Annotated in this window: 9 protein-coding genes; 6 read left to right on the top strand and 3 right to left on the bottom strand. The window is 70.7% G+C overall.

Going from position 1 to position 13,661, the window contains the following annotated elements; all coding sequences use genetic code 11:
* Window positions 1-600 precede the first annotated feature (600 nt).
* From OG331_RS20735 to OG331_RS20715, 5 genes are all read left to right on the top strand, one after another.
* A complete protein-coding gene (locus OG331_RS20735; RefSeq protein WP_406198385.1) occupies window positions 601-1,827 on the top strand; it encodes a protein kinase domain-containing protein in 1,227 nt (408 codons plus the stop codon).
* A 119-nt stretch (window positions 1,828-1,946) separates the two neighbouring features.
* On the top strand, window positions 1,947-3,662 hold the full coding sequence (locus tag OG331_RS20730) for a serine/threonine-protein kinase (RefSeq protein WP_406198383.1): 1,716 nt from the start codon (window positions 1,947-1,949) through the stop codon (window positions 3,660-3,662).
* A gap of 38 nt (window positions 3,663-3,700) precedes the next feature.
* On the top strand, window positions 3,701-5,530 hold the full coding sequence (locus OG331_RS20725; protein ID WP_406198381.1) for a protein kinase domain-containing protein: 1,830 nt from the start codon (window positions 3,701-3,703) through the stop codon (window positions 5,528-5,530).
* Between the two features lie 104 nt (window positions 5,531-5,634).
* Window positions 5,635-7,248: a succinic semialdehyde dehydrogenase gene (locus OG331_RS20720; RefSeq protein WP_406198378.1), complete on the top strand. Its 1,614-nt coding sequence runs from the start codon at window positions 5,635-5,637 to the stop codon at window positions 7,246-7,248.
* 48 nt (window positions 7,249-7,296) lie between these two features.
* Entirely contained in the window at window positions 7,297-9,105 is a 1,809-nt protein-coding gene (locus OG331_RS20715; protein WP_406198375.1) for a GMC family oxidoreductase N-terminal domain-containing protein, read from the top strand.
* Between the two features lie 93 nt (window positions 9,106-9,198).
* Here the strand turns inward: OG331_RS20715 and OG331_RS20710 are convergent, their stop codons facing one another.
* Together OG331_RS20710 and OG331_RS20705 are read right to left on the bottom strand one after the other, a co-directional pair.
* Window positions 9,199-10,248 (bottom strand): LAETG motif-containing sortase-dependent surface protein, encoded by a 1,050-nt coding sequence (locus OG331_RS20710; RefSeq protein ID WP_406198372.1) that lies wholly within the window; start codon window positions 10,246-10,248, stop codon window positions 9,199-9,201.
* 722 nt (window positions 10,249-10,970) lie between these two features.
* The gene (locus tag OG331_RS20705; protein WP_383237483.1) at window positions 10,971-11,258 is read right to left on the bottom strand and encodes a chorismate mutase; all 288 of its coding nucleotides are present in this window, start codon (window positions 11,256-11,258) and stop codon (window positions 10,971-10,973) included.
* A gap of 317 nt (window positions 11,259-11,575) precedes the next feature.
* Between OG331_RS20705 and guaA the strand changes: the two genes are divergently transcribed.
* Entirely contained in the window at window positions 11,576-13,153 is a 1,578-nt protein-coding gene (gene guaA / locus OG331_RS20700; RefSeq protein WP_406198369.1) for a glutamine-hydrolyzing GMP synthase, read from the top strand.
* Between the two features lie 11 nt (window positions 13,154-13,164).
* On the opposite strand, the gene OG331_RS20695 is transcribed toward guaA, so the two are convergent.
* Window positions 13,165-13,638 (bottom strand): pyridoxamine 5'-phosphate oxidase family protein, encoded by a 474-nt coding sequence (locus tag OG331_RS20695; protein ID WP_406198367.1) that lies wholly within the window; start codon window positions 13,636-13,638, stop codon window positions 13,165-13,167.
* Window positions 13,639-13,661: the final 23 nt, after the last annotated feature.

The following is a 13,661-nucleotide window of genomic DNA, read 5'->3' as shown; positions in this document are numbered from 1 at the left end:
TCGTGGGGCTCTGGTGGCTCGACGGGGCGTCAGTCCTGGGGGCTTGGCGGCACCGGGTTCCGAGGTCTTCGGGTGCCCCGTTCGCGAGGTTCCTTGCGGTGCGTGGCTCCCGATGCCCTGTGGCCACGGGGCTCCGGTGGCCCGACTCGGCAACCGGCCCTGAGGGCTTGGCGGCACCGGGTCCCGCCGCCTGCCGGCACATGCTCCCGAAGCCTCCCGGCACCCGTCCCCGAAGCCCTCCCGGCACATGCTCCCGAAGCCCTCCCCGGCCCCGGCTCCCGAAGCCCCCCCGGCACACCCCGCACTGAACTCACCCCACGGCCGGGCAGCCAAGCCTCCCGGCACCCCGCACTGAGCTCACCCCACGGCCGGGCAGCCAAGCCTCCTGGCACCCCGCACTGAACTCACCCCACGGCCCGGCAGCCAAGCCTGTTGGGACCCCGCACTGAACCCCCACGGCCCGGCAGCCAAGCCTCCCGGCGCCCCCCGGCGAGCGCCCCGCCGTGAGCGTCCCGCGGCTTTTGAAACCCTTTGCTGCTTTGCATAGTTGGCCGATCACCGCCCCGGAGTCGATCCGTCCGGTGCTGCATGATGGGGCGCATGGGGACCGAGGGAGCCAACTTCCGTGTGATCGCGGGGCGTTACCGTCTCGAGGACAGGCTCGGTCGCGGCGGCATGGGTGTCGTATGGCAGGCGACCGATCAGTTGCTCGGACGAAGGGTGGCCGTGAAAGAGCTCCCCCTCGACGAGACGCTCTCCGCGGCCGAGGCCCGGCGAGCGCGTGAGCGCACATTGCGCGAGGCCCAGGCGGTGGCGCAGCTGAGCCACCCGCACGTCATCGTCGTCCACGACATCCTGGAGGACGACGAACGCCCGTACATCGTGATGGAGTTGGTGGACGGCGACTCCCTCGCCGACCGAATGGCGGCGCACGGCCCCGTGGACGCGCCGGAGGCCGCCCGGATCGGCGCCGACCTGCTGAGCGCCTTGCAGACGGCCCACGCGGCAGGCGTCCTGCATCGCGACATCACCCCGGCCAACGTGCTCATCGAGAACGGCACCGACCGCGTCGTTCTCACCGACTTCGGCATCGCCCAGGTGGCCGGCGCGACCACGCTCACCGAGTCCGGGTCCTTCGTCGGCTCGCCGGAGTACACCGCACCGGAGCGGATGTCCGACTCCAGGACCGGGCCCGCATCCGACCTGTGGTCGGTGGGCGCGCTGCTGTGCGCGGCCCTGAGCGGTGAATCGCCCTTCCGGCGCGACTCGTTGAGCGGCATCGTGCTCGCCGTCGTGTCCGACGAGATCTGCCCGCCCGCGCAGGCGGCACCGATTCTGCCGGTGGTTCAGGGGCTGCTGGAGCGGGACCCGGCCCTGCGGCTGGACGCGGAGGCTGCCGAGCGGATGCTGAGGGAGTTCCTGGATACGGGGCGCGTGCCTGCGGAGAAACGGTTCGGCAGGTCCGCCGTGCGCGCGGTCGGCGGTGCGGAAGGCCCGTACTCGACGCGCAGCAAACTGGCCACCGTCGTGCTGGTCGCCGCGATGGCGGTCGCAGGGGTGTCGGCGGCGGCCCTGCTGGTGAGTCGGGGCGGGGACGGGGGTGTGGTGCCGCCCAGCTCGACGCCGGGGACGTCGGCCGGGCCGACCGGGACCCCGAGCGCCTCCAGCCGCCCCGGTAGCCCGAGTGCATCCGGCGGACCCGGCACGGCGAGCCCGTCCGGCAGACCCGGTACGGCGAGCCCCGCCACCAAGCCCGGCACGGTCACCCCCTCCAGCACCCCCACCGCCCCCCTCTCGCCCAGCGCCACCTCCACCTCCACGCCGTGACCCCTCGTGCCGACCAACCTCGGATAAAGCGGAGATAAGTTGCGAGCTGAGTCACGGCTCTGTGACCGGAAAGCGTTCCCGCTGGATACGGGGGCGCTTACCGCGATATGGATGGACGCATGAGCAGCAACGGGGGAGCCCCTTACCGGTCCGACGAGCCGACGAGTTTTGAACTGCAACCACCGCAGCCGAACCCGCCGGGCCCCGTTCCGCACCCGGACAACCCGTATGCGTCGCCCGCTCAGGCCGTACCGCAGTCAGCCGTACCGCAGTCAGCCGTGCAGCAGCAGGCTGCGCCCTACCAGCCCGGGCCCCACCAGCCCGCACCCGCAGGGCCCGCCCCGGACCCCGGCACGGGACGCCTGATAGCCGGCCGCTATCGGCTGCTCGCCAAGCTCGGGCACGGCGGGATGGGTACCGTCTGGCGGGCCAAGGACGAGACGGTGGACCGCGAAGTCGCCGTCAAGGAGCCCCGCGTACCGGATCACCTTCCCGATCGCGAACGTGCCAACGCCTTCGAGCGGATGCGTCGCGAGGCCCGTGCCGCTGCCCGGCTCGACCATCCGGCGGTCGTGAACGTGCATGACGTCGCGGTCGTGGACGGCCAGCCGTGGATCGTGATGGAGCTGGTGCAGGGCCGTACGCTGGGCGACGCGCTGCAGGAAGGCACGCTCGGCGCCCGGGACGCGGCGAGAATCGGCCTCGAAGTACTCGGCGCGCTGGAGGCCGCGCACGCGGCGGGCATCCTGCACCGCGACGTGAAGCCGGACAACGTCCTCCTCGGCCGCCATGACCGCGTCGTCCTCACCGACTTCGGCATCGCCCAGATTGAGGGCGAGACCAACCTGACCGACACCGGCGGCTTCGTAGGCTCGCCCGAGTACATCGCGCCGGAGCGGGTGCTGGGCCAGCGGCCTGGGCCCGCGAGCGACCTGTGGTCCCTGGGCGTCGTCCTGTACGCGGCGGCGGAGGGCGTCTCGCCGTTCCGCCGCAGCAACACCCCGGCGACCCTCCAGTCGGTCCTCAACGCCACGCCCGCGCCGCCCGCCTCCGCGCAGGGCCCGCTCGCCGACGCCATCAACGGCCTCCTCCAGAAGGACCCGGCCCGCCGTCCGAACGCAGCGCAGACGCGTGCGCTGCTGGAGCAGACGGCCAACCCGCCGGCGCCGGCTCCGACGACGCAGATCGTGCGGGTCGCGCAGGGCGCCAAGGGAGGCATCCTGCTGGGGCGCAAGGCACTGCTCGGAATCGGGGCGGCGGTCGTCGCCGGTGCGCTGGCGGCGTATCTGGTGATCGCGGATCCGTTCGCGGGGTCCACGCCGGACGGCTGGACGCAGCGGGCGCACCCGAAGCTGGGTGTGACCCTGAAGGTGCCCGCGGCCTACCAGCTCACCAAGCCGGACCCCGACGACACGGACAAGAACTGGATCACCTACTCCGACTGGAGCGGCAGTGTCTGGGTCGGCGTGAGGCTGGCCCGGAAGTCCGAGGACACCTCGAACCAGATCAAGAACTCCGCGGCGGCCGAGATGTACGCCGACAACGAGCAGTTCAAGGAGCAGGGCGAACCCGAACTCTCCATGCCCGACGGTCCTCAGACCGACACGAGGCAGACCACGTACCAGGGCAAACAGTCCGCCGAGAACACGGTCAAGTACACGACCGACGACATCCAGAACCCCCGCCCCCGCGAGTTGAAGATCTTCTACTACAAGACCACGGCGGGCGACATGTACAAGGTGACGATCAGCTATCCGGGCAAGGGTGACTTCACGGACCGCGGACGTGAGGTGGCGCGGGCGACCATCGCGAACCTGGACATCGGCAAGCTCTGAACTGGCCAACGGCCCGCCCCGCAGGGTAGGCATGGTGCATGAGTAGCGACGGGGGCGGCACCGGCCCCAAGGGGCGTGTGATCGGCGGGCGTTACCGCCTGGTCGAGCGCATCGGCTCCGGCGGTATGGGCACCGTCTGGCGGGCACTCGACGAGCTGGTGGACCGTGAAGTCGCCGTCAAACAGCCGAGGTTGCCCGGCGACCCGGAGGACGCGGGCCATCAGCGGGCCGCCCACCGCCTCTACCGCGAGGCCCGCGCCGCGGCTCGCGTCGACCATCCGGCCGCCGTCTCGATCCATGACGTCGTCGTGGAGGACGGACTGCCCTGGATCGTCATGGAGCTGGTGCGCGGCGAGTCCCTGCACGAGGTCCTCCAGCGCGGCCCGGTGGAGGCCGCGGAGGCCGCCCGCATCGGCGTCGCCGTCCTCGGTGCCCTGCGCGCCGCGCACGCCGTCGGCATCGTCCACCGCGACGTCAAGCCGGCCAACGTGCTGCTCGGCGCCCACCGCCGCGTGGTCCTCACCGACTTCGGCATCGCCCACATCCAGGGCGAGGAATCCCTCACCGTCAGCGGCGAGTTCGTCGGCTCCCTGGAGTTCATCGCGCCCGAGCGGATGTCCGGCCGCGGCGCCGGCCCCGCCTCCGACCTGTGGTCGCTGGGCGTGCTCCTGTACGCCGCCGTGGAGGGCTGGTCGCCCTTCCGCCGTACGACCCTGGAGTCCACGCTCGCCGCGATCCTCGCCGCCGATCCGCCCGAGCCGAAACAGGCGGGGCCGCTGGGGTCGCTGATCGTGCGGCTGCTGATGAAGGATCCCGAGCTGCGCCCCGACGCGGAGGATGTCGGGGCCGTGCTGGAGGCGGTCGCACAGGGGTGGCCGGTGCCGGAGCCCGCCGTGGGCTCGGCGGGAGCCGGGTCTCAGGACGTCTCGGGGCTGCGGGAGTTCACGGAGGACGCGGGGACGATACGGCTCTCGGGCGCGACGGCTTCCGAAGGGGCGGCCTCCGAAGGGGCGGCCTCCGAAAGGGCAGCTTCCGAAGGGGCAGCGCCCGAAACGGCGGTCTCCGAAACGGCCGGTGACCAGGGGGCGCCGGGCCCTGAAGCGGCGCCCGGAGCAACCCCGGACGCGCCCCCGGAAGCGCTGCCCGAACCGGCGACCGCCGCCATGCCCCCGACCTCCTCCAGCCCCAAGGGCCGCTCCTGGCTGCGCCCCCTTCCCGTCGCCGTTCTGGGCGTCCTCCTCGTGGCCGGCACCTGGTTCACCACGTCCTCCTTCCTCGTCGACACCGACGAAGGCTCCAAGGAGATGGACCCCGTCCACACCTCGTCCCCCCTGGCGCCGGGCAGGACCACCCCCAGCTCCACTCCCAGCTCCACCGCCGGCGCCTGGATCGCGCACCGGGAGAAGGAGATGGACGCCGTGCTGTCCCTCCCGGCCGAGTACAAGGAGATGGCGCGGGAAGGCAGCACCACCGACCAGCCCCGCCTTGTCGTCTACGACATCGGCCTCGTCCAGGTCCGCCTCACCCTGTGGGACAGGTCGCCCCGCCCGCTGCTGGACCAGGCGCAGAACGCGCTCGACACCTGGGACAGCTACAACCACGACGCCAGTGGCCAGTCCACCCGCACCACCTTCAAGGGCTCCGACGCCGTCCAGTCCGACATCACCTACAACAAGGAAGAATCGCCGACCCGCGTCATGCAGCTGTTCGTGGTCACCGGTGACGACCGCATGTACGAGCTGCGCGTCGACATGCCCAAGGGCACGCCCACGGAGAAGAAGGGCACCGCGGTCTTCAAGGGCGCCCGTGACCGACTTGAGATCGGACCGGACCGAGCGCCACCTCCTCGTCCCCGCGCAACGCCCTGATCAGCGCGTTTACTGCCAGTGGACACTGGCAGCATGTGAGCACTCGGTGAATCCCCGTTACCGACGGGTACACAAAGCCTCCGTCGCGGCATACTCTGCGGCTCATGACGGACGCGCAGGCCCCGGCCAAGACCGGCACGAACCCCCTCGCCCCCGCCCCGGAGGGCGCCCGTACCGCCGCCGACGTGGTCACCCCCGAGCTGGTCGCCCAGCTCACCAAGGGCGTGGCCGGCTCCGGCCGTACCGCGAACCACACGCCGTTCACCGGCGAGAAGCTGGCCGACCTGCCCGAATCCACGCCGGAGGACGTGCAGAAGGCGTTCGAGGCGGCCCGGAAGGCCCAGGCGGTCTGGGCGCAGGTCCCCGTACGGCAGCGGGCCGCCGTCCTGCTCCGCTTCCACGACCTGGTGCTCGAACGCCAGGCCGAGGTCCTCGACCTCATCCAGCTGGAGACCGGCAAGGCTCGCCTGCACGCCCACGAAGAGGTGCAGGCCGTAGCCGTCGCGGCCCGCCACTACGGCCGTAAGGCCCCCGCCTATCTGAAGCCGAAGCGGCACGCGGGCGCCATGCCCACGCTGACCAAGGTCACCGAACTGCGCCACCCGCGCGGTGTCGTCGGCCAGATCGCGCCGTGGAACTACCCGCTGGAACTGTCCGTCGGCGACGCGCTCCCGGGGTTCGTCGCGGGCAACGCGGTCGTGATGAAGCCCGACACCGAGACCTGCCTGACCGCCCTGTGGGCCCGTGACCTGCTCATCGAGGCGGGGCTCCCCGCCGACGTCTTCCAGGTCGTCCTCGGCGAGGGCCCGGTCATCGGCCCCGAGGTCGTCAAGCACGCCGACTACGTCTCCTTCACCGGCTCCACCCGCACCGGCCGCGAGGTCGCCCAGGGCGCCGCCGCCCGCCTGGTCGGCGTCTCGCTCGAACTCGGCGGTAAGAACGCGATGCTGGTCCTTCAGGACGCCGACGTGGAGAAGGCCGCCGCCGGCGCCGTCCGCGCCTGCTTCTCCTCCGCCGGCCAACTGTGCATCTCCATCGAGCGCCTGTACGTCCACGAGTCCGTCGCCGACGCCTTCGTGGAGCGCTTCGCCGCCCGCACCAAGGCGATGCGGCTCGGCAAGTCCCTCGCGTACGGCGCCGACATGGGTTCCCTGGTCGGCGAACGCCAGCTGGAGACGGTCACCCGGCATGTGGACGAGGCCGTCGCCAAGGGCGCGAAGCTCGTCGCCGGCGGCACCGCCCGCCCCGACATCGGCCCGTACTTCTTCGAGCCGACGATCCTCGACGGCGTCGAGGCGCCGATGGCCGTCTGCTCCGAGGAGACCTTCGGCCCGGTCGTCTCCATCTACCGTTTCAAGACCGAGGAGGAGGCGATCGAACTCGCCAACTCCACGCCGTACGGTCTCAACTCGTCGGTCTGGACGAAGGACGGCAGCCGCGGTCGCGCGGTCGCCGCCCGCCTGCGCACCGGCACGGTCAACGTCAACGAGGGCTACGCCCCCGCATACGGCAGCGTCCAGTCGCCCATGGGCGGCATGAAGGACTCCGGCCTCGGCCGCCGCCACGGCTCCGAGGGCATCCTCAAGTACACGGAGGCCCAGACGGTCGCCCAGCAGCGGCTGCTGCCGATGGCGCCGTCGCTGGGGATGGACGACGAGAAGTACGCCCAGTTCATGAGCCGCAGCCTGCGCCTGATGAAGGCGTTCCGCTTCCGCTAGATCCCGCTCGACCGCACCGCCGCTTCACGCTTTCAATGAGGAGAGCAAGTGTCACAGGAGAACTCTGCCCAGAAACAGGACGACGGCTCCGGATACGACTATGACGTCATCGTCGTCGGGTCGGGGTTCGGCGGGTCCGTAACAGCGCTGCGCCTGACGGAGAAGGGCTACCGCGTCGGCGTCCTCGAAGCCGGCCGCCGCTGGACCCGCGACACCCTCCCCAAGAACTCCTGGGACCTGAAGAACTACCTGTGGGCCCCCAAGCTCGGCATGTACGGCATCCAGCGCATCCATCTGCTGGGCAACGTCATGGTGCTCGCGGGAGCGGGCGTCGGCGGCGGCTCCCTGAACTACGCCAACACCCTCTACGTACCGCCGAAGGCCTTCTTCGACGACCCCCAGTGGCGTGACATCACCGACTGGCAGGAGGAGTTGAAGCCGTACTACGACCAGGCGCAGCGGATGCTCGGCGTACGGATCAACCCGACGATGACCCCGTCGGACGTCCACCTGAAGGCGGCCGCCGAGCGGATGGGCGTCGGCGACAGCTTCCACATGGCGCCGGTCGGCGTGTTCTTCGGCGACGGCAAGGACGCCGCGGGGGAGTCGCAGGCCGAGCCCGGCCAGGAGGTGTCCGACCCGTACTTCGGCGGGGCGGGCCCGGCGCGCAAGGCGTGCACCGAGTGCGGTGAGTGCATGACCGGCTGCCGGCACGGCGCGAAGAACACCCTCAACGAGAACTACCTCTACCTGGCCGAGAAGGCGGGCGCGGTGGTCCACCCCCTGACGACGGTCGTCTCGGTCACGGACGACTCCCAGGGCGGCTTCGCGGTGGCGACCCTGCCGACCGACCGTGGGAAGAAGGGCGAGGGCAGGCTGTTCAAGGCCCGCAAGGTGGTCATCGCCGCCGGCACCTACGGCACCCAGACCCTGCTGCACCGGATGAAGGCGGGCGGCCAACTGCCCCACCTCTCGGCGAAGCTGGGCGAGCTGACCCGCACCAACTCGGAGGCCCTGGTCGGCGCGCAGACCGACAACCGGCGCTACCGCAAGGCGACGGGGCAGCCGAAGGTCGACTTCACGCGCGGAGTCGCCATCACGTCCTCGATCCACCCCGACGAGAACACCCACATCGAGCCGGTCCGCTACGGCAGGGGCTCCAACTCGATGGGCGGCCTGTCGATCCTTCAGGTGCCGTACGTGGACGGCCGTTCACGGGCCGGCGCCTGGCTGGCGAACGCGGCCCGCCATCCCCTCCTCGTCCTGCGCTCCCTGTCCAACCGCCGCTGGTCGGAACGGACCATCATCGGCCTGGTGATGCAGTCGCTGGACAACTCGCTGACGACGTACCTGAAGCCGGACGGCGTGGGCAAGGGCCTGCTGACCGCCCGCCAGGGCCACGGCGCCCCCAACCCCAAGCAGATCAAGGCCGCCTCGGAGGCCGCCTCGGTGATCGCGGCCGACATCAACGGCTTCGCCGGTTCCAACGTCGGCGAGCTGATGGGCACCCCGCTCACCGCCCACTTCCTCGGCGGCTGCCCGATCGGCGACTCGCCCGAGACCGGCGTACTCGACCCGTACCACCGGCTGTACGGCCACCCCGGCATCTCGGTCGTCGACGGGGCGGCGGTGTCCGCCAACCTCGGCGTCAACCCCTCCCTCACGATCACCGCGCAGGCCGAGCGGGCGATGTCGTACTGGCCCAACAAGGACGAGGCGGATCAGCGCCCGGCGCAGGGGACGGCGTACGAACGCCTCAAGCCCGTCGAGCCGAAGTCCCCGGTGGTCCCGGCGGAGGCCTTCGGGGCCCTGAAGCTGCCGTTCCTCGGGATGCCGGCGGTGCCGCCGAAGAAGTAACGGCCGGCGACGCGACAGCCGACAACGGAGAAGGACCTGCGCCCCCCTCCGAGCGCAGGTCCTTCTCCGTCTTGCGTAGAGCTTCGGTGAGGCTTAGGCCTCCGCACCGACCTTGCGGCGCTTCATGGCGAACACGACGCCGGCACCGGCGAGGATGGCGACGCCGCCGATCGTCCCGATGACCGGGAGGTTCGAGTCGGCGCCGGTCTCCGCCAGGTTGCCGCTGACCTCCTGGACCTCGCCCTGCGGCTTCTTGCCGTCGATGCCCGAGGGCTTCTCGCCGGTCGGGTCGGCCGGGTCGACGTCACCCGGGTTGCTGCCCGCGGCGAGCACGGTGAACTCGTAGAACTCACCGTTGCCGTAGCACGCGGCGTCGTCGCCCGCGTAGATCGCCTGGCTCAGCGCGAAGGACGAACCGGCCGGGGCGGACGACTTCACGCGCACACGCAGGTCCAGCGTGGAGGAGGAGTTCGCCTCCAGCTTGTCCAGGGAGGCGACGAAGCTGCCGGTGAAGACGACCTCGCCGTTCTCGTCCTGGTAGAAGTCCTGGTAGCTGCTGGTCCACTTGCCGTCCTGCTTGACCTGGATCTCGGCCATGTCCAGGTACAGCGACTCGTCGGCGTTCTCCTCCGCGTACTCGGTGAACGCCTCGATCCAGACGTTCTCCAGGTCCTTGTCGGAGTTGTTCGTGGCGACGAACTCGAAGTTGTGCCAGCCCGAACCCGCGACGATCTTGCTCGGCAGGCCCGAGATCTCGGCCTTGAGGTTGTCGTCGAGGTCGAAGGTCTCGCAGTCCTCGTACGGGTTCCAGGACGGGTCGTCCTCGGGGGTGCTCTCCTCCGGGGCCGGCGTGCTCTCCTCGGCGGCCGGGGTCGACTCCTCGGCGGCCGGCGTGCTCTCCTCCGCGGCGGGGGTGCTCTCCTCCGCGGCGGGCGTGCTCTCCTCGGCGGCCGGGGTCGACTCCTCGGCGGCCGGCGTGCTCTCCTCGGCCGCGGGGGTGCTCTCCTCGGCGGCGGGGGTGCTCTCCGACGCCGTCGGCGTCGCAGTGTCGTCCGTGGCAAACGCAGCCGGCGCGGACAGCAGTGCGATCGGCGCTATGACTGCCGTCGCGGCCGCAGCGGCCAGGGCACGGCGAAGCTTCATGAAGACCTCGAAAGTCCGGAGTGCTGCGATGTCGCAGCACGCGCATACAGGGAGGCCTCCGCGTGTGGGGCGCGGGAGTGGCCCTTGGTACGCACGGTTTGATCAGTGACGGCTGTGAATGGTTGCACCGTCACTAACAAATACTTTATGTGGCCTGCATCACATGGCGGCCGTGAGGCGGCATGAGACGGGCATGAGAAGGGCCCCGCGGGACGGAGCCGCGGGGCCCTTCTTTCGTCAGCACCGACGTCAGGGCAGCGTCGGTGCCTGGGGAGCGGCGCCGGGGGGTGCGCCGCTGGTCCTGGTGGCCGCGGCCGCCGGCAGTGCGTCAGCGCACGGCGGGGCCGAGGGAATTGCAGGTGTCCTACGGAGGGGCTTGGAGCTTTCTACGCATCGTGCTGGACGGGTGGGGCCACCGCAACCGCTCGATCCCGGCGTTACTCCGTCCTGCCCTTTCCGCCGGCCGACCCCGGGCGTCCCCGGAGCCGACCGTTCTCTAGGGTGACCGGGCTGCTGTCCCCTGCCGTCCGGTCACTTTCCCGGAGCGAGGTCCCACGACGCACGGGACGATCCGTACGTCACATCGCTCCAGCGAGCCACGCGTGGTTCTTTCGGGCCCGCCCCTGGCTGGCACGGACACCGGTACCAACGAAGGGGCCGGGAAGGTGTCACGCTCCGGACGGGTGAGAGCGGATGCGTACGTCTGTCCCCGGAACGTGGATTCAGATCCGACCGCGGCACAGCTCCAGAAGCGTCATCGCCAGCGAGGTGCCCTGCTTGCCCAGCGCCTCGCTGTAGTGGTTGAGGATCTCCATCTCGCGGGAGAGGTTCACGCGTCGGCCGCCCGAGGTGATCCGCGCCTCCTGGATCACCGCGGAGACGGCCATGCGTTCCTGGATCAGACCGATGATCCGGTCGTCGAGCGCGTCGATGCGTTCACGGGCACCGGTGATCACGCCGGCGGCCTCGGGGGTGCGGGCGCCGGTCTTTTCGGCGGCGGTGGCAGTCATTCGGGGCTCCTGTAGAGGCTGGGGTCGCCCCGGAGCGGCAGGACCCGGAAACGCCAGACGCCCCGGGCCTTGTCGGCCCGGGGCGCCTGGGAAGTCGCTTGTCAGTTGCTCAAGCAGCACGACCATGGCAGCCGGTGGGCCGGTTGCCATAGGTAAAGAGGAAGGTCGGGTGCGTGAGCATGGGGCCAGTATGCCGCGCCGCCCGGGGGAGTCCAAAGGGGTTCGCATCCTGAGACGGGGCTGGCCCCGGGAGGGGCCCCGCGGACCCCGGTAGACTCGGGCCCACACACACCTCGCTCACCGCCGGAAGGCAACCCGTGTCATCAGCGAACCCCGCAGCCGCCCCCGACACCGTCCTGGTCGTCGACTTCGGTGCGCAGTACGCCCAGCTCATCGCCCGTCGCGTCCGCGAGGCCCGGGTCTACAGCGAGATCGTGCCGAGCACCACGCCGGTCGCCGAGATGCTCGCCAAGAACCCGGCGGCGATCATCCTCTCCGGCGGCCCCTCGTCCGTGTACGAGGAGGGCGCCCCCCGCCTCGACCGCGCGCTCTTCGAGGCCGGCATCCCCGTCTTCGGCATGTGCTACGGCTTCCAGCTGATGGCGCAGAGCCTGGGCGGGACGGTCGACAACACCGGAGCGCGCGAGTACGGCCGTACCGATCTCCACGTGTCGAAGTCGTCCTCCACCCTCTTCGAGGGCACCCCCGCCGAGCAGGCCGTCTGGATGTCGCACGGCGACGCCTGCTCCGCCGCCCCCGAGGGCTTCTCGGTGACGGCCTCCACGGACGTCGTCCCGGTCGCCGCCTTCGAGAACGACGAACTGAAGCTGTACGGCGTCCAGTACCACCCCGAGGTCATGCACTCCACGCACGGCCAGCAGGTGCTGGAGCACTTCCTGTACCGCGGTGCGGGCCTGAAGCCGGACTGGACCACCGGCAATGTCATCGAGGAGCAGGTCGCGGCCATCCGCGAACAGGTCGGCGACCGGCGCGCCATCTGCGGGCTGTCCGGCGGCGTGGACTCCGCCGTCGCGGCGGCGCTGGTCCAGAAGGCCATCGGCGCCCAGCTGACCTGTGTGTATGTCGACCACGGCCTGATGCGCAAGGGCGAGACCGAGCAGGTCGAGAAGGACTTCGTGGCCGCGACCGGCGTACAGCTGAAGGTCGTGGACGCGGAGGAGCGGTTCCTGAAGGCGCTCGCCGGGGTGTCCGACCCCGAGGAGAAGCGGAAGATCATCGGCCGCGAGTTCATCCGGGTCTTCGAGCAGGCGCAGGCCGAGATCATCGCGGACGAGGGCCCGGCGGTGGAGTTCCTCGTCCAGGGCACCCTGTACCCGGACGTGGTCGAGTCCGGTGGCGGCACCGGCACCGCCAACATCAAGTCCCACCACAACGTCGGCGGCCTCCCCGAGGACCTCGAGTTCCAGCTGATCGAGCCGCTGCGCAAGCTGTTCAAGGACGAGGTCCGGATGGTCGGCCAGGAGCTCGGCCTGCCGGACGAGATCGTCCAGCGCCAGCCGTTCCCGGGCCCGGGCCTGGGCATCCGCATCGTCGGCGAGGTGAACAAGGAGCGTCTCGACCTCCTGCGCGAGGCCGACGCCATCGCCCGCGAGGAGCTCACCGCCGCCGGTCTCGACCGTGACATCTGGCAGTGCCCGGTCGTCCTGCTCGCGGACGTCCGCAGCGTGGGCGTGCAGGGTGACGGCCGGACCTACGGCCACCCGATCGTCCTGCGGCCGGTGTCGAGCGAGGACGCCATGACCGCCGACTGGTCGAGGCTGCCGTACGACGTGCTGGCGAAGATCTCGACGCGGATCACCAATGAGGTGTCGGACGTCAACCGTGTCGTCCTCGACGTGACCTCGAAGCCGCCGGGCACCATCGAGTGGGAGTAGGCGAGTAGGCCCTAGGTGCGCTTGATTGTGCGCAGGGGCCGGCCGGGCTGCCAGATCTTGACGACGAGGTACTTGTCGTCCTCGATGTAGGTCCTCACGACCTCGGTGAGCTCGGTACGGAAGAGGTGGAACGGCTCCGGCGGTTCCACCTCTTCGCCGTATGCGGCCTTCGTCCCGGGGTCCTCGACCTCGATCGCCCGCCCGGCGATCCGTACGTCGCCCCCGCCCATGGACTGCCCCTCCCCGGGGTTCGCCTGGAGCGCGAACCGCGGGTCGCGGCGCAGATCGAGGGCCTTGAGCGAGTCCGGCATCATGCCGAGCCACAGCTCGCCGTTCAGGAAACGGACCTCCAGGCCGGTGGTGCGCGGGGAGCCGTCCTTGCGGAGGGTGGCCAGGACGTGGTGCGTGAAGGCGCCGAAGCGCTCCTCCGCGGTGCGGGGGAGGTCCGGCTCGGCCGCGGTGAAGGTTGCCCAGTTCGCTGTCATACGGCGAGTGTGGCGCCGATACC

This window comes from Streptomyces sp. NBC_01017 (genome assembly GCF_045162795.1).
GTDB lineage: Bacteria > Actinomycetota > Actinomycetes > Streptomycetales > Streptomycetaceae > Streptomyces > Streptomyces machairae.
This window is presented reverse-complemented; position numbering and strand designations above follow the sequence as displayed.

Coding starts and splice junctions, on each gene's coding strand:
- OG331_RS20720 (WP_406198378.1), top strand. CDS start 5,635: ATGACGGACGCGCAGGCCCCGGCCAAGACCGGCACGAACCCCCTCGCC.
- OG331_RS20725 (WP_406198381.1), top strand. CDS start 3,701: ATGAGTAGCGACGGGGGCGGCACCGGCCCCAAGGGGCGTGTGATCGGC.
- OG331_RS20695 (WP_406198367.1), bottom strand. CDS start 13,638: ATGACAGCGAACTGGGCAACCTTCACCGCGGCCGAGCCGGACCTCCCC.
- OG331_RS20705 (WP_383237483.1), bottom strand. CDS start 11,258: ATGACTGCCACCGCCGCCGAAAAGACCGGCGCCCGCACCCCCGAGGCC.
- OG331_RS20730 (WP_406198383.1), top strand. CDS start 1,947: ATGAGCAGCAACGGGGGAGCCCCTTACCGGTCCGACGAGCCGACGAGT.
- OG331_RS20735 (WP_406198385.1), top strand. CDS start 601: ATGGGGACCGAGGGAGCCAACTTCCGTGTGATCGCGGGGCGTTACCGT.
- OG331_RS20710 (WP_406198372.1), bottom strand. CDS start 10,248: ATGAAGCTTCGCCGTGCCCTGGCCGCTGCGGCCGCGACGGCAGTCATA.